This window comes from Pyrinomonas sp. (assembly GCF_040289685.1).
In the GTDB taxonomy this organism is placed as follows: domain Bacteria; phylum Acidobacteriota; class Blastocatellia; order Pyrinomonadales; family Pyrinomonadaceae; genus Pyrinomonas.
Genome location: NZ_PSLQ01000002.1, coordinates 60443 through 81724, shown reverse-complemented (window position 1 = coordinate 81724; position 21282 = coordinate 60443). Strand labels below are relative to the sequence as shown.

Sequence of the window (21282 nt, the reverse complement as noted above, 5' to 3'; positions counted from 1 at the left end):
GAACAAAAGCTTTCAACGACGCGCCTCGCACGGCTACTTCGACAAACTTCCGCGCGATGCAAACACCGAGGTCTCGAAGACGTCCAACGAGGCGCTGAAAACGCCAAGGCGCATTTCAATCCCCGAAAACCAGCGGGCGTCCATATGGTTCAAAATTTAAGTGAACGTCGGCGACTTGTTCCGTCTCCGCCCTTGAAAACTCGAAAGCGCGCCATCGCAGGCGGCGCGCTTTCGAAACTTGCACCACAAGCCCATTGCGCGCTTTGCGCGCTACCACCATGAGCAATAGCATGCGGCGCGCTTTCGAAACCTGGACCACGAGGCCTTTCCGCCAACCCGCTAGCGACGACGGCGACGCGGTGCGGCTGAGGACTTAACGCCGCCAGAGGCCGGAACGACGATCTCGCGTCCGGCAGCGAGCGGAGAATTGGCCGCCACGCCGTTCAGGCGCGCCACCTCATCGGCAGAGGCTCCGTAACGAGCTGCAATCTGTGCAACTGTCTCGCCTTGGCGCGCACGTATGCGAACCAAACGCTTGGTCGGAGCGACGTTGCCCGCAGCAGTCGGCCGCGTCATCACGACGTTCTTGACGCTGCCAGCGGGGACGAGGATGCGGCTGCCCGGCTTGATTTCGACGCCTTCGTTGAGCGCCTGTAATTGCGACAGATTGGCTCCTGTGCGCGCAGCGATGGTCGCAAGGTTTTCGCCCGGCGCAACGCGCGCGAACCGAATCGAATTACGTTGGTCTGGCGGAATGCGCTTGAGCAAAGCGACCAAGCTTCGTCCGCGTCCGGGCGGCACACGTACAGCGTAAGATTCGCCTTGCGGCGTCGTGTCACGACGAAGTTCAGGGTTGAGGTCGCGCAGATACTCTAGGCTCGTCTCGGTCGCTTCGGCGATGAAGCGCAAGCTCGTCAGCGGCGGCACGCTCACCGTATCGTAAGAAAGAGGCGGCTCTGGTTTGACGTGCGCAAAGCCATACTTCTCCGGGTTCTTGGCGATCAAGATGGTGGCTAGGATGTTCGGAACGTAGTTGCGTGTCTCTTGGGCGATGTAGGGGTAGATTTGCCAGAAATCGGCCGCTCCCACTCGCGCGATGGCGCGGTCAATGTTGCCCTCGCCCGTGTTGTAAGCGGCCAGCGCCAGTTCCCAATTGCCGCCGTAGCGCTGTGCGAGCCACTTCAAGTAGCGGGCCGAGGCGCGCGTTGCCTTTTCGAAGCTATGACGCTCGTCAACCCATGCCGTCTGCCGCAACCCATAACGCAGACCCGTTCCGGGGACGAACTGCCACAGACCTGAGGCACCAGCCCATGACCGGGCCAGCGGTTGCCAAGCGCTCTCGACCTGCGCGAGCCACGCGAGGTCTTCCGGCACCCCTTCTTCGCGGAAGATGCGACGGGCAAGCTTCATGTAACGCCCCGAACGGCGAAGACCCGCCTCCATGGTCGCGCGCCCGCGCCCCTGATAGTAGTTGATGAACTGCTGAATGAGCGGGTTGATCTTGAAGTTGAAGTTGACTGCGCTTTTAGCGGCCTCTAGCTGGGCAACATCTTCGGGACTGACGTTCTCCTCCTCTGGCGTCAGAGTCAAACGACTCAACTCGTCGAGCGGCGAAGGCTCGAACGTCTGTTGACGGAACCCAATCTGTGGGGAAGCAGCTTGTGCGACCAGGGTTTCGCCGCCCCTTGTCGGCACGCTTTGCGGCACTTCAAGCCGATAAATACGCTCGACCAACTGCAGGTAATAATCGCGCAGCCGCGGGTTGGCACGCACATCGAGGCCGGATTCGAGGATCACGTCAACAGCCTTGTCAAAATCGTCGCGCGCTTGTTCGCGTCGGTTGTCGCGGAGGTTGAGTTCCCCCTGTTTGAACAGGCTCTCGGCCCGCGCGATGATCTGTGACACGCGCGCTTCCTGACGTTCGACCTCGCTTTGTGCGCCGCGCAGTGCCGAGGCCGAAGGCGTCTGCGCCGTCAGCGGGGTGCCCGGAATAAACAGCACACCGAGCAGAAAGATTCGGGGAATCGAGCGGGAGAGGCTACGTGCCATCAGGTCCTCCGTCCACCTCGCAATCGAAGGTTTTCGCGCTGCACCGCTCGAACCGCCCGCCGCGAGACTGATGTCGGGTACAGGGGATCGCCGGTGGCGGTCCGACAGTGGCGCAGCGTACCACACCGCCGTCTGCGAGTCAAACTTCAACATCCATTAAAATAGGTCGAATCGGTGAAATTTTCCACCGAATCAGCCTCGCTGAGGCGATGCTGCTTGCGGCATTTTGGTCGGGCGAGTCGTTCCAGAGGTTGTGGGCTGAAGCTTCTCGCGCAATGCCTCGCGGAAGACTTGTTGCACGCTCTCGACGAAGACAAAGCGCAGGTTGGCGAAAAGCTCTTTCGGGATTTCATCCAGATCGCGCCGGTTCTGCTGCGGCAGGATGACAGTTGACACGCGCGCCCGACGCGCCGCGAGCACCTTCTCCTTGATCCCGCCGACGGGCAAGACGTGGCCGCGCAAGGTGATCTCGCCTGTCATCGCCACGTCGCGTCGCACAGGACGCTGCGCCAAGACCGAAACCATCGCTGTCGCCAGCGTGATGCCCGCCGACGGGCCGTCTTTTGGAATGGCTCCTTCGGGGATGTGAATGTGCAAGTCGTACGTTTTGAAATCCTCTTCCGGAATGCCGAGTTCACGCGCCCGCGCTTTGGCATAAGAGAAGGCTGCCTGCGCCGACTCCTTCATTACGTCGCCGAGCTGTCCGGTCAGCACAAGATCGCCCTTGCCGCGCACGCGCAAAGCCTCGATGAAGAGGACATCGCCGCCGGTGGCCGTCCAAGCCAACCCGGTTGCTACGCCGATGGCATCGCGCCGCAGGATCTCTTCCGGTTGAATCTTGGGCGCGCCGAGAAACTCATGCAGGTTCTTGAGCGACACGCGCACCGTTTCGTCATGGCCTTCGGCGACGCGCCGCGCCACTTTACGACAGATCTTGCCGATTTCGCGCTCCAACTGTCGAAGTCCGGCCTCTTGCGTGTACTGATTGATGATGGCTGCTAACGCTCGACGAGAAATCTGCAAGTGTCGCGGCGTGATGCCGTTCTCCTCCATTTGCTTGGGCAGAAGATGGCGCCGCGCGATCTCGAGCTTCTCCTCTTCCGTGTAACCCGATAGCTGGATGACCTCCATGCGATCGCGCAAAGCCGGCTGGATCGTGTCGAGGACGTTGGCCGTCGTCATGAAGATCACGTTCGACAGGTCAAACGGGACGCCCAGATAGTTGTCGCGGAAGCTGTTGTTCTGCTCCGGATCGAGCACCTCGAGAAGCGCCGAACTCGGATCGCCGCGAAAATCCGCCCCAACCTTGTCGATCTCGTCAAGCATGATGAGCGGGTTGTTCGTGCCTGCTTGCTGCAGAGCTTGGATGATGCGCCCCGGCATGGCGCCCACATAAGTGCGCCGGTGGCCGCGAATCTCCGCTTCGTCGTGGACGCCGCCCAAACTCAACCGGACGAACTTACGGTCAAGCGCGCGCGCAATCGAACGGCCCAAACTGGTCTTGCCGACGCCCGGCGGACCAACTAAACAAAGGATCGGCCCTTTCGGCTTCTCCTTGAGTTTGCGCACGGCCAGCGCTTCGAGGATGCGTTCTTTGACCTTCTCTAAGCCGTAATGATCTTCATCGAGGATGCGCGCCGCTTTTGTTAGATCGAGGTTGTCCGTGGAAGACCGCGACCACGGCAGATCCACCATGATCTCCAACCAATTGCGCAACGTCGCCGTTTCTGCGGCGTCCGGATGCATTCGTTCGAGTTTTTTGAGTTGCCGCAAGACCTCTTCTTCGGCCTGCGGCGGCATGCCTGCAGCGGCGATCTTGCGCTGAAACTGCGCGATCTCTTCGGCCAGCTCGTTGCCTTCGCCGAGTTCGGCCTGAATCGCCTTGAGTTGCTGCCGGAGGAAGAACTCGCGCTGCGAACGGTCGATGTCGGCGCGAGCTTGCGTGTTGATCTCCTGCTGCACCGTGAGCACTTCGATTTCGCGGTTGAGCAGCTCGTTGATGCGTCGCAGTCGGTCCACCGGATCGATGATGTCGAGCACGGACTGGGCGTCCTCAACGCGCAATTCCAAGTTCGATGCCGCAAGATCGGCCAGTCGCCCGGCGTCGTCCAGGTTGGCGGCGATTGCCATCACCTCAGGCGAGATGTTCTTTCCGAGGTTGGCGGCCTTCTCCAACAGCGCGCGCACGTTGCGGATCAGCGCTTCGACCTCGAGCGACTCTGCCGGCACGGGCAGCTCGCGCAACACGGCGAGATGGGCGCTTAAAAACCCGTTCGTTTCGCTCACTTCCACGACGCGCGCGCGCGCCAGTCCCTGTACCAAAATGCGCGTGCGCCCGTCGGGGAGTTTCAACATGCGCATGACGACGGCGACCGTTCCCGTCGCGTATAGATCTTCGGCCGTCGGCTCTTCCTTGTCGAGATCCTTTTGCGAAAGAAGCAGGATCAAACGGTTCTCGCCGAGCGCTTGATCCACGGCGCGAATGGACCGCTCGCGCGAGACGAAAAGCGGCACAATCATAAACGGGTAGATGACGATGTCGCGCAGCGGCAGGATCGGCAGCACGTCCGGTATCTGCGGGTGCTCGCCAGCGTCGCCGCTTCCCGTTTCCAGTCCCGTGATCTGAGAGTTGAGGTCGTCCATGGGGTTCAATTGGCACGCTTGCCGAAAATCGTTGGCACTTCGGTACCCTTAATCAAGGTCGTCCTTCCAGTTCGATTCGCACGACACGAGCTTCGAAATTCAAGGGTGAGATTATCGCTCATCGTCGAGCAAAAGAGAAATCATCTGCCGCTCAAAACGCAAAGCGCTCCATCCTCGCCATTATGAACCGAAAAAAGCTGGTCGAGCCTCTGCGTCCGAACTAACCGACGGCACCGGAACGCGTCGCTCGCTCGATCTTCAAAAAAGCTGGTAAAGAGCAAGCCGAGGCCGATCCGTCGCCCGTCGTCTGCGCCAGCGCGGTCTCTTTTGAGCGCCCCTTCGGAGCGCTTGGAAACGAAATAACAGGCGCCTGCTCGAATGCAACTGCCGTCTTCAGTTAGACGGCGCGCCGAAGCGCGCTGCTCGTATCCGCCGTCAAGAGGCGCGACGTGAAGAAGCGCGCTCGTTGCGCGAACGGACGAGGTTCTTCAGTTCGTGCATGAACTCCGACACGTCCTGGAACTCCAAGTAGACTGAAGCGAACCGCACATAGGCGACCTTATCCAGCTCCTTCAAACGGCGCATGATCATCTCGCCGATCTTGGAGGTCGGGCGCTCGCGTTCGGGCGACTCTTGCACGTACTTCTCGACGGCGTTGACGATCGCCTCCAACTTCGCCGCAGGGATGGGGCGCTTTTCGCACGCGCGTAAAAGTCCGGCCATAACCTTGTTTCGGTCGAACGGCTCACGTCGCCCATCCTTTTTGATGACCATGTACGGTATCTCGTCGATACGTTCGTAGGAGGTGAATCGGCGCTCGCAACGCAAACATTCGCGCCGCCGCCGGATCAAGTCGCCTTCGCGCGACTCGCGCGAATCAACCACCTTATCTTCCAAATGACCACAAAACGGGCATTTCATCTCTTTGCAACCCTCCTCGTTGCGAGCAGGATGTGATTCGGCTGCTCGCCGAACCGCTGCGCCACGGCTTCGTGTTTGGACGCTTACGCAAGCGAACATCGAACCTAAACCTTACCTCTCGACAAGCGCGCTCGATTCGCGTTCCGCTTCTTCGGCTTCGCGCGCGGCCTCGTCCCACAACCGCACGAGATCCAGCCCGCTTCGTAAGAAGAAGTAGAGGCCGAAGAAGAGGGCTGGACCGAAAAGCACCAGATGCATGACGATGGCAACGGCCGCGGACTGTTCGCGGCCCACGCCGAGAAAGATCAGCCCGGCGGCGGTGGCGGCGTGAAAAGCGCCAGCAGCCCCGCCTGGCGTCGGCACCAACGAACCAACAAGCGCCCATCCCATAACGAAGATCGTCTCGCCGATGCCAAAAGGGAGACCGAAAGCGCGTAGCACCAGCAGATCCGCCGCTGCAATGGCCGCCCAAAGCAGCGCCGTCCAACCAACAGTGATCGCTAGTGCACGCCCGTCGACAAGCACGCTCAAGGCGCGCGCTGACTGCTCAATGAAGCGCACGCCGAATCCCACCGTGCGTTGTGCCCAGCGCGGCCAACCGCCGCTCGCCCGCTTCGCGACGCGAACGATGCGCCCAGCAGAGAAACGGAAAAGAATCAAGGTGCCGATCCCGATCACAGCACCAGCAAAGAGCACCGCGCCAGCAAAATGCACTTGCGCCAATCTTTGCGCGGACGCAACGGACGGCGCGAACCAGAGCAAGTTGGCGGCAAACATCAACACGATAGCCGCCATGTCGTAGATTCGCTCAAGGCCGATGGTGACGAAAGAGGCCGTTGGCGAAACGCGTCGGTCACGAAACGAAAGAAAAGTCGGTCGCAGGATCTCGCCCGTACGCCCGATCGCGAAGATCGCGCCGAAACCAACGGTGGTCGCGGCGAACAGATCAGCAAATCTGGCCGCTGCCAGCGGCGTCAACAGCGCACGCCAGCGAAAGGACCGGATAACGTAGGTCGAACAAACCAACCCGACGGCGACGGCGACCAGTCGCCAATCGGTCGCGCGCAAAGCCCCGCGCACCATGCCCCAGTCAAGCCCGCGTCCGAACCACCAGAGGACGATCAAGGCCAATACGCTCAAGCCGACCAACTGCCACTTCCGACGCACGAATCGCTTCCTTCCGCGGGCTTGACGGGCGCCCACCACAACATCTTGTGTCGCCCAATCAGGCTACTACAAATTGCGCGGCGCGCGCAAGAAGCCCGGCAAAAGCTCGTCGGCGCGTCAATTTGGGCCGAAGACCCACTTTGCCCGAAAGCTAACGGCGCGCGCTGGAGAATCGGCAAGTGGTCGTTTGCCCGAAAGCTAATGAGGCGCGCGCCGCCTCTGATGCTGCGCACCAGCGCGAAACGGGTCAAACGCCCTAAGCCATTGAGCATGCCGAGAGACGAGCCATGCAGCTCATCGCCTCTGCGAGGGAGCAAAACCTTTTTCCTTCTTGCGCCCGTCGCTATCTTCTCGGAGACCAATGCTCCGCTGCCAGCGCGCGGCGGAACTTTTTCTCCGGCTTGGACGTAAAGCTGGGATGTGAGAGGATTTTTCGCCGGTTGACGGGACCCATCCGGCGAAGCGAGGCTTGAAGAAGTGGGGGCGACCAAAGTCTTGGCTACCGGCGAAGGAGCCGAATTAGCGAGGCGCGCGCGCGCTGGCGATGGCGCGGCATGGGAAGAGATCGTCGCAACCTACTCGCGGCGCATATACAACCTTGCCTACCGTTTCACAGGGCGCGTCGAAGCAGCGGAAGACTTGACGCAAGAGGTTTTCGTACGCCTTTACCGTTCGCTCGATCAGTACGACCCGCGTCAAGGCGATCTGCAGAACTGGTTGATGAGGCTGGCGCGCAATCTGATCATCGACGACTACCGTCGACGCGAGCGCACGCCGCAGGAGACGCACGCAGAGGACATCGAGGCACACGCCTACCACTTGCGCGCAGCGGAGGCGTCGCCGCAAACCGAAGTCGAACGCCACGAGCTGAGCGCGCAGGTGCAAGCGGCGATCAACCGTTTGCCGCCCGATTTGCGAGTGTGCGTCATCTTGCGCGACATCGAGGAGTTGAGTTACCAAGAGATCGTTGATCTACTGAAGATACCGGAGGGCACCGTCAAGTCGAGAATCAACCGCGGGCGCATTGAACTAGCGCGCATCCTGCGCCGCATGCGCGTCATCGGCGTTGATGCGCTATGAGCAGAAGCAAGGGGAGAAGAAAGAGGTTTTCCAAAATGTTGTGCGAGCGATTTCGAGAGAAGCTGACGGACTACCTAGAAGGCGCATTGTCGCCAAGCGAAGATCGCGCGATGGGCGAACATGCGCTGGTGTGTCCGGTTTGCCACGAACTTCTCAACGAAGTGCGCAACGCGATTCGCGCCTGCCGCGAACTGCCGCTTGCTGCACCCGCGCCGGGGCTGGAAGCGCGTATCATCGCGCATACGACGCCGGAGCGCGAGATGACCTGTGCGGAATTTGAGGAGCATCTGACTGACTACCTCGACGGTTTTCTCCCCGCCCCGCTCTTCCATCGTTGGGAGCGCCACGCCATGCTCTGCCCGCGTTGTACGGATCTGCCGGGCGATGTGGTGCGCGCCATCGGGGCATGCTACGCCTCGCTGGCCGAAGAGCTTCCAGTGCCAGTTGGGCTTCACGAGCGCATCCTCCAAGCGACGCTTGGAACGACCGAGGCGCGCCACGTGCGCGCGCCGCTTTGGGCACGTTTGCTGGCGTGGATCGCGTTGCACCTACAAGCGTTGCGCCTCGCTACGCTGTCGCCACAATTTGCAACCATGGCGATGGTCCTGCTGGTCGCAGTGCTCGTCGGTTCGACGATCTCTAGAGATGGGACCATCAGCGGTCTCTACCGCACGAGTTGGCGCTTGGCGGCGCAGACCTATGCGCGCGGAGCCAATACGGCGGCGCGCAGCGCGCGCACCGAAGAGCTACGCAAAGTCACGGAGGCGATCATCGGCGACGAAGAGAGATGATCGCGTTGCAACCAAAGCCATGAGACCCGAACGTTGCGCTTTTCACCCGAACAATCACGCGCACGCGCGCTGTCGCTGCTGCGCGCGCCCGCTCTGCCCGTCGTGCGACCATCGCGTGCGCGGGTTCCCCTACTGCCAAGACTGCATCGTCGCGGGCGTCGAACTCCTTGAACAACAAAGGCAAGGGCCGCGACTTACCTACGCCAAAGGATCGCCGCTTGGTGCGCTCTTGCTTTCGCTGCTCGTGCCCGGATTGGGCGCAGCCTACAACGGACAACCGACCAAGGCGCTGGTCCACTTTGCGACCTTTGCCGGTCTTTTCCAACTGTCGGTCATGACCGATGCACCGATCTTCGTCTTCAGCGGCATTGGCGCGTGGCTCTATGCCGCCATCGACGCCTACAAAACGGCCAAACTGATTCGCGCTGGATTCATGCCGGATGCGGAAGCGGATGCGATCGCACGTCATCTGACCTCGCATCCAGCGACGTGGGGAGCGTTGCTCCTCTGCCTCGGAGCAACGTTGTTGCTGCGGTCGCTCTTCGGAGTGGCGCTACGTTTGGACGTTCTGTTGCCGCTGGCGCTCGTCCTCTTCGGCACCTACCTGATCCTCGAGCAACGGCGGCGCAAAGGGCCACGCCGCCCTTCGTTTGAAACGCCGCCGCCATCGGTAGTAGAGGATCACACCTTGCGGCTTGACCGCGACCTGCCGCAGACGATGAGTCGCCGTCGCTGACCCAAAACGCCGCCGACTACACGTGCGGTCGGCGCTCTGCTATTATTAACTGTAAAGCGACGCCGTTTCGGCGGGAAGGAGAGGTTGAAGATGACGGGTTTTTTGAAGATTGCGGGACGATTGGGCGGCCTTTTGGCATTGATCCTGTTGATCGTCGCGCTGCTCAAACAATTGATCGCGCTCGTCGGCACGCTCATCTTTCTCATCAGGTTCGCCATCATCGCCGCTTTCGTCGGACTGATGGTGCTCATCGTGCTTGCAACATTGCGCGAAAGGCAACGGCGCCGTCGCCGTGAGGCCGAAGAACTCTGAAATCCTCGCGCTGGACCGACACCGCACAATGCCGATCCAGCGCGAGCGACCGAACCGGACGCACGTCCGCGGTCGAATCGCGCGTCGAGCTTGCGCCACACTGGTCCAACGAGAACCGCTCGAAACAACACGGCACAAGCCCAAGCACGAACGACCTAGCGCCAAACCGGTCCGGTGAGACATCCTTCTCGTGAGTGAGGCTCCCCCCCCTTCAGCCATGCGTTTTTGCGCGCATGGGGATTGCTCCCCACAAAAGCGGCTCTCGTCTTCAGGCGCGCGTGCCCGATCCAGCTCTAGAGCTTGATCAAGCTGTATCGCACGCTTTCATTTTGATGTCTGCCGCTTGAAACGCAGTTGGTGAGATGGCGGGAATGGGGCGTGAAACGGAATGAACGGGTTGCGCCCTATACACCATCGCGGCAGGGGCTTGATGGCGCTTTCCGTTAAACTCGCTTCGCTCGGAAACGCATCTCGTGCTGATCCCTGCGAATCTGCACGCGTCCATCAAACTCAGACGAGCCACAGAGCAGCTTCGATCCGGCGCTGCTTGCGCCACCATCCGCGCACATGCATTTCACCAAACCGATAGCAGCTTGACCGCAGCGCACGCATCATTCTGACGGCGACACCTACCTTCGACATCCGACCTCAATCGGCGGCACGCGAAACCGAAATCCCCCCTTGACAGCGAAGTTTTTTTTCGCATAGTATGCGCGCTCGCTTCCAGACGAAGCGAGAGAAGTTCGAACGTCTTTGCCGCACTGTTTTAAACCAGAGCGAATGAAGCGATGGTTTGTGTAGAGGGTAGGAGTCTGTGCGCTTTTTGACCGAGCATCGCACACTGCGCACGGATAACGACTTTGGGTGCTTCTCCGACCGAAGACGTTCGGTGGCACGCTCGGCCAACGTCTGCGCACGGTTGGAACTTTCCGGCGTCGATTGTGCGCCGCGCAAACAAAATACCTGAGAAGTAGTAGGAGGATCGTCCGCTATGCCGAGAATGACTGGCAAAGTCAAATGGTTCAACAACGCGAAGGGGTACGGCTTCATCGAGCAGCCCGGCTCTTCCGATATCTTCGTGCACTACAGCGCGATTCAAGGCGATGGGTTCAAGACCTTGGAACAAGGTCAGACGGTGGAGTTTGAAGTGACTCAAGGACCCAAAGGGCCGCAGGCAGAAAACGTCGTGAAGCTGTAAAGGCAGCCCGGTTTTCTGTTGAAAAGATCGGCCCACCTGCCCCGGCGTCTCCTTCAAAGAGAGGGAGGCGCCGCTTTCGTCTGCTGACAACGGTGCCGTTCGCGCAATACGCGAGCGATCTCGGTCCGCGCCTAGAAGCGCCCAAGTCGTCGGTCCTGTTGAGCAGCGGATCGTCGCACAAAACGCTTCTTCGGAACGAGCGCCACTGAACGATTTCGATCAAAAGCGCTCGCACAAATGGCGAGACGGCGAGGGCGTTATGCGCTGCTTCAGAAGGTTACAACCGAAAAGACCGTTTAGCCTCGATTTGCTGACTTGAAAGAACAAAAGCGTTTTTACGCCCAAGCGATCGGTGAATCACGTTCGAGTTCGATCACGCGGCCACTTCCATCACGACTCGCTCAAACGAAAAGCCTAAATTTGACGCAAAGTCAAACAGTCACGCGGCCACTTCCATCATGACTCGCTTTTGCCTCCGCGTTTTCGGGCGAGGCAAGGATTGAAACGATGCGTTGACGGAAGGCACCAGGCGCTTGCTTTTGATCCTACCTTTTCGGACGAGGCGAGATCCCTTCTTCTCGCTCTTGCAAGGCGCGTCGCCATTGCTCGCGAAAAGCTGTGTAGCGTGCGACCAACGAATTGTAGCGGTAGCGCTGCGCGAAGCTGAGCGTGCGATCATCGCCGAGTCGTTTGATGGCCGTTTCCACTCTGTTCTTGGTATCGTAAGGCGGACGCTTGGCAGCACCGTTGAAGAAAATATCGAACTCGATCTTAAGCCGCCGAATCTCTTCTTCGAGCCGTCCGAGTTGTTCATCGATGGGCGGACGCGCATCGCGACGCGGCTCTTCCTGTTTCGGCGGCGAAGTTCTGCCTCTTCGACCCAAACTCACAAACGCTCCTTTCCGAGCAGACGCCCCGTCAAGGCGGCTGCTCAAAGGAGGAGTCTAGAGAGCGCGCGCAGCTCCTGTCAACATCCATCTCTTGCCCAAAACAGAGGGGCAGCCGATAAACAGATCACCAGGCGTCAAACTCGCTCTTGCACGCCGCGCGTTAATCTTCGATCATAGAGCGCAATGGAGGAGAACAGCAAAGCAAAATCGGTTTTGCGTGCGCTTCCGTCCGTTGATGCGCTGCGACGTGCTTGCCAAGTCGAAGGTATAGGCGCGAACCGTTTGACAAAGCTGGCGCGCGATATCATCAGCGAACTGCGCAATGAACTGCTGGCACGCGATGATCATCCCGCTGATAAAGAGTTCTTGCTAGCCGAGGCGGCAACTAGATTGCATGAACGTATAGCGCACGAACGGCGTTCCTCGTTGCAAAGAGGCGTGATCAATGCGACGGGCGTCGTGCTGCACACGAATTTGGGACGCGCGCCGCTCAGCGCCAAAGCGATCGAGGCCGTCGGAAGCGCGGCGCGCTACTGCGCTCTCGAATTCGACTTGGAGGCGGGCGCGCGAGGGCGTCGCGGCGCGCGCGTCGAGAAATTGCTCGCGGAACTCACCGGGGCCGAGGCGGCGCTCGTCGTCAACAACTGCGCTGCCGCCACGCTGCTCGTGCTGACGGCGCTGGCACGCGGCGGCGAAGCGATCATCTCGCGCGGCGAGTTGGTTGAAATCGGGGGAGACTTCCGCATTCCCGATGTCATGGCCCAGTCAGGTGTCACCATGATCGAAGTCGGAACCACCAACCGCACGCGCTTGAGCGACTACGAACGCGCCATCAACGAGCGGACGCGCCTGATCCTGCGCGTACATCAATCGAACTACCGCATCATAGGTTTCACGCAAACGCCAACGCTCGACGAATTGGCAACGCTCGCGCATGCGCGCGCCCTCCCCTTGTATGAAGACGCCGGGTCCGGCGCGCTCGTAGACCTAAGCCCTCACGGCATCAAAGGTGAACCCATCATCGGCGAGTCCATCGCCAGCGGCGCAGACGTCGTCTCGTTCAGCGGTGATAAACTCCTCGGCGCTTCACAAGCCGGAATCATCGTCGGGCGCCGCGAACTGATCGGGATCATCGGCAAACACCCGCTCTACCGCGCGTTGCGCGTCGACAAACTGACGTTCGCCGCGCTCGAGGCGACGCTCGAAGCCTACGCGCACGACGCGCACTTCAATGAAATCCCAACCCTGCGCATGATCGCGATGCGGTCTGAAACGCTCAAACGGCGCGCGCGTTCTCTCGCCGAGCGCATCGCGCGCTCCGAATTGCATGTGGAAGTCATCCCCGGACAATCCGCCGTCGGGGGTGGAGCCGCTCCCACCGCACACCTGCCAACGGCGCTCCTCGCGCTGCGGCACGAACGTTTGTCCGCCACAGAGATCGAACGACGCCTGCGCCTGAACGACCCACCCATCATCGCGCGCATCGCCGATGACCGCGTCTTGCTCGATTTGCGCACAATCGCCCCGGAAGAAGAGAACGCCGTGCTCGCTGCGCTTGAAAAGCTCTGAAAACTCGCGCGCCAGTTTGCAAAGCCGCGGCGAAAACAGCGCCGACGGTCTGACGTCGAACTTAAAGCTACTCGAGCAAGCCGTAAAAGCGTCATGATGCGTCCGATCGAGCCGATACGGAATCTAAATCTGAGAAACGGCAAAGCGCGCGGCTATGCGCAATGAACCGTGCGGACTTGGCCTCTAAAAAAACGGCTTGCGTTAAATGCTGTTAGATATTGTATAATCATACGGGCGCTGTGGTAGCGTCCACCAGCCGTTTCGAATCTCCCTGCCGTTCTTTTGCATCTCAGATGGAAACCAACGTTCGAACGACCGTTCTCTCCTTGATATTAGCTCTCTGTTCAGGAGGGCTCGTCGCCGCCTTGTGGAGCGCGGGGCTGTTTGCTCCGCTGCAAGCCGCCTTTCTCGTCGGCGAGACGGCGAGCGTTGCCGCACCTGCGTGGGCCGTCGTCATGCTGATCGCAGCAGCCAGCGCAGGGGGCGGTTTTGCCGTCGAGCGCATGGGCGGAAGGCGCGCCTTTGCGCTCGTTTGTGCTTCTTTGCTCGTTCTGTGTGCTTTAAGTTTCTTGCTTTCTGCGACGCTCGCCTTGGACATCGCTTTTGCGCCCTGCGCATTGGCCTCGCTGGCTGGGGCGACGGCGGCGCAATTGCGGCGGCTATGGTCGCTCGACGCGCGTCTGACGCACGCTGTAGAGCACCGCGTGTTCGCTTGTGACCAACGGTTCTCCAAAAGCGATAACGAGCGAGTGGATGCTGGTCTGCAAATCCTCGGCCTGATGTTCAAACTCGAAGAAGCAGTCATCTTCGGATTGGACCGCGCCGGGGTGCTTCATCCGATGGCGCGCAAGCGCACGACCAATGGCAACGGGGCGGACGCTGCACCTTTGCAAACTTGGCGGCAGGGCGTCGCTTTGTGCGAACGCGCGCTCGCCGCTTGCGCGATGCAACTTGCTGGAGACGCGGGGAGAAGGGTCGTCGCGCTCCCGTTGGTCCACGAAGGGCAGAAGGCGGGCGCACTGCTGCTGAGACTCGGCGAGGAACTAGAGGAAGAAGACAAGCCATTGCTCGATGTTTTCGCTGCGCAGATCGCGCGCAGTTTCCAACGCGCCCGTGCCCGCGAGCCATTAGCAGGACGCCCGCTGCCCGCACTCGTCTCGGCCCGTCGGGCCAGCAAAAGGTTGGAGGGGTTCGCCGCGGTGGCCGGCATGTTGGATGAGCAGGGCTTCGCTGCCGCCGCACTAATCGAATTGAAAGATGGCTGCGCCGTCGCCTACCTCGATGGCACGATCGCAGCCATTAACCGCCCGATGCTCGAAAGCGCCGGTTTGACGGAAGAAGAAGCGCCGCAGATCGATCTGTTCGCTCTGCTCGACCGTTTTCGTGCTGGAGTCTTCGATGAACCGAGCATTGCCGTCCGGCGCGTCCTTCAATCGGGCGAGGCATACGAACGCGAGATATACTATCCGGAGAAAGACCGCACGCTGCTCCTTCGCCTCTCGTTGCTCAGGAGCGGCGGCGCAGCCATCGGTCTTCTCTTCTCCGTGCGCGACGTCACGCGGCTCAAGGAGTATGAGAAATTACGCAGCGACATGATCTCTTTGATGTCGCACGAACTGCGCACGCCGATCACTAGCATCAACGGATTCGCCGAGCTTTTGGCGCTTGACGAATCGTTGTCGGCAGAGGCGCGTGAATACGCTACCATCGTCCACCAAGAATCGCAGCGCCTTTCGCGCATGATCGACACCTTCTTGTCGATGACGCGGCTTGAAGCCTCCGACCGCCAAGAGGTGCGCAAAGTTCCGCTGCGACTCGATGAGGTGGTGCGTGAGACGGTCGCCAACTTCCAACGAACGGCCAGAAAGAAACGCATTCGGCTGATCGAGCGAACCAACGGCAAACTCCCGCCCGTGGCCGCCGATCGCGGGTTGATCATGCAAGCGGTCGCCAATTTGGTCGATAACGCCATCCGTTACAGTCCCGAAAGGACCACCGTGACGGTGGCGACGGCGTTGGAAGCCGATGCGGTGCGCGTCATCGTCGAAGATCAAGGCTACGGCATTCCGGCTGAAGAGCAGGATCGCGTCTGGGAGAAATTCTATCGCGTCGCGCGCGACGGGCAGGAGAAGGATGAAGAGTCAACCGGCTTGGGACTCGCTTTTGTGCGCGAAGTAGTCGAACAACACGGTGGGCAAGTTGCCCTCGAATCGGAGCCGGGACGCGGTTCGATCTTTAGCTTCACGCTGCCTAGATTGTAGGGATTCATCATCGCTGAAGAAGCGGCTCTGAACCGCGTTGATCCTCGTGACAAGCTTCGTCGTCGAAGCTCATCCCTGCAGGCGTAATCCTCTATGAGCGCGACGGTGGCATCGGTTCCATCTTCGCGCAAGCTAGGGCTTGCTCGTGAACAACACGTCTTTCTCGAGGTCACCTTCAAGCGGTGTGCGGCTTGGACAAGATCTCCAGATGGGGCAGCGAGCGGCTGCCTGATCATCCACGATATGCAGCGCGAACTCGTCAAAGCGCCGACGCAAAAGCGCAAGCGCGTCGAAGCATCTTCAAGCGATGTGCAGCGTGAACCCGAGACGGCTGCGCTTGCGCCGGAAGGGCGGGCCTTCCCTCAGCGGGGTTGAAAGCTACGGGCGATGACATCCGTTTGGTTGCGTATGCGTTGCAGACGATCGCGCATGCCGGTGAAATGAAGCACATAGATCGTCCGTGGATTCGCCTGTAGGTAGTAGATGATGCCAGCCATGGGCCGCCCGCCGTTGGTGAATTCGTAGGAGACGACCACGCCGTTCAAACGTCCAGCGAAACGCTCTTCGCGCCCTTCGACGAAGCCGGGTCTGAAGCGCAGGTTCTGTTCGCGGTCGCGCCGCGCCAGCTCTGACGGCGTCATTCCGGCATCGACGATCTCCTTGCGAATGCGCAAGAACCCATCGTTTCGATCACCGTAGATGTACTCTTCTGAAGACAAACCGCCTTCGACGCGCGGCACGGGGCGCCACATCGGCGAAGGGAACTCAATCGTGTACTCAGCTTCTTGCGCTCGAACCGACCAGCCAAACGAGAGAAGACCGAAAATCAGAACGACCAACAGAGATTTCAACGACCGCATAAACATCTCCGCTCCTTGCACCCGCTTATCATACCGCATCGAGGCTCGGCGAAGCCAGATGTTAGAGTGCCGCTTGTTCCAGCGTCGGCATGCTAGCGCAACACCTCGCGGGAATAGTTCGGCGAAGCCGGATGTCAGGGTGCAGCTTGTTCCAGCGCGGCGCGCTGCGCGGTCAGCAATTGCTCGATGCCGCGCTGAGCGAGAGCGATGAGCATCTCCAGTTCGGCGCGCGTAAACGGCGTGTGCTCAGCCGTGCCCTGCAGCTCGACGAAGCGCCCGTCACCCGTGCAAACGATGTTCATGTCCACCTCGGCGCGCGAATCTTCGTCGTACTTCAAATCGAGCAGCGGCGTGCCTTCCACGATACCGACGCTGACGGCAGCGACTTCGCCGATCACGGGCGAGCGCGCGAGCGTCCCGCGATTGACCAATCGGCGGCAAGCGAGCGCGAAAGCGACGTAGGCGCCGGTGATCGATGCGGTGCGCGTCCCGCCATCAGCCTGCAGCACATCGCAGTCGAGCGTGATGGTCCGCTCGCCGAGCGCGTTTAAATCGGCCACGGCGCGCAACGCCCGTCCGATCAACCGTTGGATCTCCTGCGTGCGTCCCGAAGGTCCGCTGCGACTCGTTTCGCGCGGCGTCCGTTGCTGCGTCGCACGCGGCAACATGGCGTACTCGGCTGTCACCCAACCTTGTCCCGTGCCGCGCAAGAAGGGCGGTACGCGCTCCTCGAAAGAGGCCGTGCAGATAACGCGCGTCTGCCCTATCTCGATCAACGCCGATCCCTCAGCATAGGGCATGAAATCGGGCGTGATGCGAATCGGGCGAAGCTCATCTGCCTGACGACCGTCGGTGCGAGTGAAAGACATCTCTCGTGACCTCTGTGCTGAGCTTTTCGAAGAACTTGCGCGCCGGCGAACGACCCGCAGGTCTTTGAACGCGCATGCTTGATCGCGGGCGCAAAGCCACGGGCGGCGAGGGGACCCCCAACCGTAGACGAACCGCATGGCCATTCGGTTACCGAAATCTCACTCCCATCGTCCCCGGAAGCTGCCTGCTGGTTCATCTTTTTCACCGCGCGCTTTTGCGCGCCATTGAGACGACCAACGCCAAACCTTCAACGGAAAAGAGCTGCTCTTCAAACCGCGTCGCGCGGACCGAGCGCCTTCAGCTTTCGATCCTTTCCTCGAGAAGCCCCCGAAACTTCCGAGCGGCGGCGCCATGACGCTCGCTTCTCGTTCGCGCTGCTACAACGGTTCGATGACCTGTGTTTTAGCCGGGCCAGCACGCTCGATCTACGTTTGCACAAACATCGGAAGACCGTGCGCGGCGAAAAGATCGGTGCGACCAATGAAGTTCGATCTACGCTTGCGCTGTCACATGCCGAGAGCCGGTACGAGAAAGCGTGCGAGCCGTTCGCCTTCGGTCCGCGTCCTTCCGAAGAAGCGACCGCGCAGATAGCCTGTCAATTGGCGATCATTGACTTCGAGCCACGCTTTTCCGAAAAAGCGACTGGGCATCAGATCTCCACCGCTTCCAGCACCGTCGGCGCTTGCCCCAAAAACCTTTCGGCGACGCGCGCGAAGCGTTCCGCTGCGTCCGTTACATAGAAGTGGTCCAGATCGTCGCCCAATCGCCGTTCGCGCTCGTCGCGTTTGACGCGGGCCGAAAGCGATCGTTCTTCCAACAACTGCGCTACCTCTTCGGCTACTGCCTCGCCTGACTCGATTAACTTAATACCCTCGCCAACCGCTTGCTGAATCGTTCGCCGCAGGATCGGATAGTGTGTGCATCCGAGCACGAGCACGTCGATGCCCGAGTCTCTCAAGTCTTCTAAATACTCCTCGGCGACCAATCGGGCGACCGTTGTATCAGCCCACCCTTCCTCGGCCAACGGGACGAAGAGCGGACACGATCGCTCGATCACGTGCGCATCCGGCGCCAAGTGCGCGATGGTCGTCGCATACGCCCGGCTTCGGACCGTCGCTTCGGTGGCAATGACGCCAATGCGTCGCCTTCGACTGCGAGCCACAGCAAGACGCGCTCCCGGTTCGATCACGCCGACAACCGGGATGCTTACAGCGCGCCGCACGGCAGGCAGCGCCAGCGCCGAAGCCGTGTTGCACGCGACGACGAGCAGCTTCGTTCCGTGGCGCGCAAGAAACCGTGCGTTCTCCACGGCGTAACGCTCCACCGTCGTCAGCGATTTCGTTCCGTAGGGGACGCGCGCCGTATCGCCCAAATAGACGAAGCGCTCGTTGGGCAGTCGCTCGTGCAGCGCGCGATAGACGGTTAAGCCGCCAACGCCGCTATCGAAAATGCCGATCGGTAGATCTCTTTCCATCACGCAAAGAAAGGAATCGCTTTAGCACGTTTCGGCCCGCGCGATCAAGCGCCCCGGAGCGCAAACCGAAAGGCGCCCCGCTTCTGTCACAACTGGCTCGCCTCATGCGAGACCAGAACTATTCTCTTCTCCGTCGTCGGAGCGGTTTGCTCGCTTGCCCGCCGCCGCGACGAGTTGTGTTAGACTTGCCTTGTATGGCGGAGAGGATCTACCGCGACCCGTTGCACAACATCATCCGCCTGCGCACGGATTCGAGCGAAGGCCGCTTGATGGTGCGGCTGATCGACTCATTCGAGTTCCAACGCCTCCGCCGCATCAAGCAACTCGGTCTTGCGCTCTACACCTACCAAGGGGCCGAACATTCGCGCTTCGCCCACTCGCTCGGGGTGCTTCACTTGATGACGCGCATTCTCGATCGCCTCCAAGAGACACATCACATCAACGAAGAGGATCGCACGGCAGCGCGCGCGGCAGCCCTTTTGCACGACATCGGACACGGTCCCTTTTCACACGTCATGGAGAAGGTGCTCGGCTTCCATCACGAGGATTTGACCGTGCAAGCGATTCGCAGCGATGAAACCGAAGTCGGCCAGATCCTTCGTGCTTATCAGGCAGAGCTTCCCGACCGCGTCGCAGCGATCATTGAAGGCGATTTCAAACCGGCTTTCATCGCGCAACTCGTCTCTTCACAGCTCGACGTCGATCGGATGGACTACTTGTTGCGCGATTCCTTGATGACCGGCGCGAAATACGGCATCTACGATCTCGAATGGATCATCAAGGCGCTCGCCGTTGACGCGGAAAACGATCGCATATACGTAGCAGCACGCGGCCTCTACGCCGTCGAAGAGTATTTGCAAGCGCGCTACTACATGTTTCGTCAAGTCTACTATCACCGCACGCTGCGCTCAGCCGAGGTGGTGCTGCGCGCGACGTTGGAACGCGCTCTCGAACTGACGGCGCAAGGCACGGAAGTTTGGTGCGCGCCCGACACGGCATTCGCCAAGCGTTTGCGCGGTGAGCCGCTCTCTTTGAGCGACCATCTGGAGATGGATGATTCCGACCTCCTCTTCCACATCAAACAGTGGCAGCGCGCCTCCGACCCCATCTTGCGCGACCTGAGCCGACGCTTCGTCGGAAGGAGGCTTTTCAAGGCGATCGATCTCGACATGCCTGAGGAAGAGCGAGGGGCGTTTCTCGAAGCGGCCCGCCAAGTGATCGTCGAGGCCGGATTCGATCCGCGCTACTACTTCATTGAGGATCAAGCGGGCGACACCCCGTACAGCGCCTACCCAGGAAAGCGCGCGGAGCCGAAAGCGCGCATCTATGTGGAAGACAGCTATTCGCGCCGACGACTGCGCGAGATCACCGAGGTAAGCGACGTCGTTCGCGGACTGGAGCGCGGATATGAGATCCGACGGGTCTGTTTCCCGCCCGAGGTCAAAGAACGCATCTACGCGCTCTATCACGACGAAAGCCGTTGATTCGACGAGGTCACTGAAAAACGAAGTGCGCCGACCTTCATTCACTGTCGCCACGTTCATCCTCAGCATCGCGTCCGCGCTGCTGTCCGCGCCCGTCACCTTTGGCGCGCAGCAAAGCCATATGGCCCGCGCTCGCATCGCCATCCTCGACTTCAATCGCGATCCAACGGGAAAGCAGTTGGCCGACGAACTGCATGCTGCGCTCTCGGTTGATCCCGAACTCGCGCTCATCACGCGCGACCTCGCACGGGCCGCGGCTGTGGGTCTCGGCTATCAAGGCTCGCTCAACATGACGCGCGCCGAAGCGCGCGACTTGGGAACGGCCATCGGGTGCGACTTGTTCATCACGGGCGATGCGCAAGTGGTTCGCCGCTCGCCGTCGAGCGGCGCGATCTATTTCGAATCTTACGCTTCGATCTTCATCGTCGATGCGCGCAGCGGAGCGCTCGTCCAGTGGGACCGTCCGAGCCTTCAGGCAACGCACGCCGCCGATGCGCTGGCGGTGTTGAAGACGGAACTGCGGCGACGCGCACCGCTCTATGCGACGACGCTTCGCCGCGCATTCGCAGCACAACTTCAACGCACGCTGGCTTGGCAGCCCACAGAAAAAGGCGAGGAGGAGAGCATGTATCTGGACTTGACGCGCGACCAAGGTCTCGACGAAAACATCATCCCGCCGCAACCATACCGTCGCCTGCAACCAGCTTACACCGAGGAGGCGGCGCGCGCCGAAGCGGAAGCGACTGTGGACGTCCTTGCGTGGATCGATGAAGATGGCGTGGTGCGCCGGGTCGAGGTCGTGCGTTGGGCCGGATTCGGGCTGGATGAATCAGTCACGCAAACGGTTAAGCGCATGTTTTTCCGACCAGCAATGCGCAACCAGCGTCCCACTCCGGCGCTGGTCTTGCTCCGTTACAACTTTCGTCGGAGCGCACGCTCGCAGCGACAGCGCTAGTCAACCCGTTCGTCGATGGAGA

Annotated in this window: 18 protein-coding genes; 9 read left to right on the top strand and 9 right to left on the bottom strand. The window is 60.5% G+C overall.

What is annotated here, in order from left to right; all coding sequences use genetic code 11:
- Positions 1–339 precede the first annotated feature (339 nt).
- From C4334_RS01115 to C4334_RS01100, 4 genes are all read right to left on the bottom strand, one after another.
- Positions 340–2049: a lytic transglycosylase domain-containing protein gene (locus C4334_RS01115; protein ID WP_352430226.1), complete on the bottom strand. Its 1710-nt coding sequence runs from the start codon at positions 2047–2049 to the stop codon at positions 340–342.
- 192 nt (positions 2050–2241) lie between these two features.
- Positions 2242–4692: an endopeptidase La gene (lon, locus tag C4334_RS01110; protein WP_352430225.1), complete on the bottom strand. Its 2451-nt coding sequence runs from the start codon at positions 4690–4692 to the stop codon at positions 2242–2244.
- 435 nt (positions 4693–5127) lie between these two features.
- Entirely contained in the window at positions 5128–5613 is a 486-nt protein-coding gene (gene nrdR, locus C4334_RS01105) for a transcriptional regulator NrdR (protein WP_352430224.1), read from the bottom strand.
- Positions 5614–5724: 111 nt separating this feature from the next.
- Positions 5725–6780 (bottom strand): lysylphosphatidylglycerol synthase transmembrane domain-containing protein, encoded by a 1056-nt coding sequence (locus C4334_RS01100; protein ID WP_352430223.1) that lies wholly within the window; start codon positions 6778–6780, stop codon positions 5725–5727.
- Positions 6781–7275: 495 nt separating this feature from the next.
- On the opposite strand from C4334_RS01100, the gene C4334_RS01095 reads away from it, so the two are divergent.
- The 5 genes from C4334_RS01095 to C4334_RS01075 all read left to right on the top strand — a co-directional run bounded on the left by C4334_RS01095 (position 7276) and on the right by C4334_RS01075 (position 10897).
- The gene (locus C4334_RS01095) at positions 7276–7860 is read left to right on the top strand and encodes an RNA polymerase sigma factor (RefSeq protein WP_352430222.1); all 585 of its coding nucleotides are present in this window, start codon (positions 7276–7278) and stop codon (positions 7858–7860) included.
- 35 nt (positions 7861–7895) lie between these two features.
- On the top strand, positions 7896–8651 hold the full coding sequence (locus C4334_RS01090; RefSeq protein WP_352430221.1) for an anti-sigma factor family protein: 756 nt from the start codon (positions 7896–7898) through the stop codon (positions 8649–8651).
- A 19-nt stretch (positions 8652–8670) separates the two neighbouring features.
- A complete protein-coding gene (locus tag C4334_RS01085; protein ID WP_352430220.1) occupies positions 8671–9387 on the top strand; it encodes a B-box zinc finger protein in 717 nt (238 codons plus the stop codon).
- A 90-nt stretch (positions 9388–9477) separates the two neighbouring features.
- Positions 9478–9699 (top strand): hypothetical protein, encoded by a 222-nt coding sequence (locus C4334_RS01080; RefSeq protein WP_352430219.1) that lies wholly within the window; start codon positions 9478–9480, stop codon positions 9697–9699.
- A gap of 1000 nt (positions 9700–10699) precedes the next feature.
- Positions 10700–10897, top strand: a complete 198-nt coding sequence (locus tag C4334_RS01075) for a cold-shock protein (protein ID WP_352430289.1) — start codon at positions 10700–10702, stop codon at positions 10895–10897.
- A 545-nt stretch (positions 10898–11442) separates the two neighbouring features.
- On the opposite strand, the gene C4334_RS01070 is transcribed toward C4334_RS01075, so the two are convergent.
- Positions 11443–11787: a hypothetical protein gene (locus C4334_RS01070; protein WP_352430218.1), complete on the bottom strand. Its 345-nt coding sequence runs from the start codon at positions 11785–11787 to the stop codon at positions 11443–11445.
- A 183-nt stretch (positions 11788–11970) separates the two neighbouring features.
- Between C4334_RS01070 and selA the strand changes: the two genes are divergently transcribed.
- Complete coding sequence (selA, locus tag C4334_RS01065; protein ID WP_352430217.1) at positions 11971–13356, top strand: L-seryl-tRNA(Sec) selenium transferase; 1386 nt, start codon at positions 11971–11973, stop codon at positions 13354–13356.
- 293 nt (positions 13357–13649) lie between these two features.
- A complete protein-coding gene (locus C4334_RS01060; protein ID WP_352430216.1) occupies positions 13650–15617 on the top strand; it encodes a sensor histidine kinase in 1968 nt (655 codons plus the stop codon).
- A gap of 362 nt (positions 15618–15979) precedes the next feature.
- Here C4334_RS01060 and C4334_RS01055 read toward each other — a convergent pair whose 3' ends face one another.
- From C4334_RS01055 to murI, 4 genes are all read right to left on the bottom strand, one after another.
- Positions 15980–16477 (bottom strand): hypothetical protein, encoded by a 498-nt coding sequence (locus C4334_RS01055; protein WP_352430215.1) that lies wholly within the window; start codon positions 16475–16477, stop codon positions 15980–15982.
- A 134-nt stretch (positions 16478–16611) separates the two neighbouring features.
- Entirely contained in the window at positions 16612–17346 is a 735-nt protein-coding gene (gene rph, locus C4334_RS01050; protein WP_352430214.1) for a ribonuclease PH, read from the bottom strand.
- 507 nt (positions 17347–17853) lie between these two features.
- Positions 17854–17997 carry a hypothetical protein gene (locus C4334_RS01045; RefSeq protein ID WP_352430213.1) on the bottom strand — a complete coding sequence of 48 codons (144 nt, stop codon included), beginning with the start codon at positions 17995–17997 and terminating at the stop codon, positions 17854–17856.
- Positions 17997–18821: a glutamate racemase gene (gene murI / locus C4334_RS01040; protein WP_352430212.1), complete on the bottom strand. Its 825-nt coding sequence runs from the start codon at positions 18819–18821 to the stop codon at positions 17997–17999. Before murI ends, C4334_RS01045 begins: the two co-directional genes overlap by 1 nt.
- A gap of 194 nt (positions 18822–19015) precedes the next feature.
- On the opposite strand from murI, the gene C4334_RS01035 reads away from it, so the two are divergent.
- Together C4334_RS01035 and C4334_RS01030 are read left to right on the top strand one after the other, a co-directional pair.
- Complete coding sequence (locus C4334_RS01035; RefSeq protein ID WP_352430211.1) at positions 19016–20305, top strand: HD domain-containing protein; 1290 nt, start codon at positions 19016–19018, stop codon at positions 20303–20305.
- A gap of 121 nt (positions 20306–20426) precedes the next feature.
- Entirely contained in the window at positions 20427–21260 is an 834-nt protein-coding gene (locus tag C4334_RS01030) for a TonB family protein (RefSeq protein WP_352430210.1), read from the top strand.
- Positions 21261–21282: the final 22 nt, after the last annotated feature.

What these genes read in the sequence shown, in the direction of transcription:
- C4334_RS01060 (WP_352430216.1), top strand. Translation starts at nt 13,650, where the DNA reads ATGGAAACCAACGTTCGAACGACCGTTCTCTCCTTGATATTAGCTCTC.
- C4334_RS01045 (WP_352430213.1), bottom strand. Translation starts at nt 17,997, where the DNA reads ATGCCCAGTCGCTTTTTCGGAAAAGCGTGGCTCGAAGTCAATGATCGC.
- murI (WP_352430212.1), bottom strand. Translation starts at nt 18,821, where the DNA reads ATGGAAAGAGATCTACCGATCGGCATTTTCGATAGCGGCGTTGGCGGC.
- selA (WP_352430217.1), top strand. Translation starts at nt 11,971, where the DNA reads ATGGAGGAGAACAGCAAAGCAAAATCGGTTTTGCGTGCGCTTCCGTCC.
- lon (WP_352430225.1), bottom strand. Translation starts at nt 4,692, where the DNA reads ATGGACGACCTCAACTCTCAGATCACGGGACTGGAAACGGGAAGCGGC.
- C4334_RS01080 (WP_352430219.1), top strand. Translation starts at nt 9,478, where the DNA reads ATGACGGGTTTTTTGAAGATTGCGGGACGATTGGGCGGCCTTTTGGCA.
- C4334_RS01115 (WP_352430226.1), bottom strand. Translation starts at nt 2,049, where the DNA reads ATGGCACGTAGCCTCTCCCGCTCGATTCCCCGAATCTTTCTGCTCGGT.
- nrdR (WP_352430224.1), bottom strand. Translation starts at nt 5,613, where the DNA reads ATGAAATGCCCGTTTTGTGGTCATTTGGAAGATAAGGTGGTTGATTCG.
- rph (WP_352430214.1), bottom strand. Translation starts at nt 17,346, where the DNA reads ATGTCTTTCACTCGCACCGACGGTCGTCAGGCAGATGAGCTTCGCCCG.
- C4334_RS01075 (WP_352430289.1), top strand. Translation starts at nt 10,700, where the DNA reads ATGACTGGCAAAGTCAAATGGTTCAACAACGCGAAGGGGTACGGCTTC.
- C4334_RS01030 (WP_352430210.1), top strand. Translation starts at nt 20,427, where the DNA reads ATGGCCCGCGCTCGCATCGCCATCCTCGACTTCAATCGCGATCCAACG.
- C4334_RS01090 (WP_352430221.1), top strand. Translation starts at nt 7,896, where the DNA reads ATGTTGTGCGAGCGATTTCGAGAGAAGCTGACGGACTACCTAGAAGGC.
- C4334_RS01085 (WP_352430220.1), top strand. Translation starts at nt 8,671, where the DNA reads ATGAGACCCGAACGTTGCGCTTTTCACCCGAACAATCACGCGCACGCG.
- C4334_RS01055 (WP_352430215.1), bottom strand. Translation starts at nt 16,477, where the DNA reads ATGCGGTCGTTGAAATCTCTGTTGGTCGTTCTGATTTTCGGTCTTCTC.
- C4334_RS01035 (WP_352430211.1), top strand. Translation starts at nt 19,016, where the DNA reads ATGGCGGAGAGGATCTACCGCGACCCGTTGCACAACATCATCCGCCTG.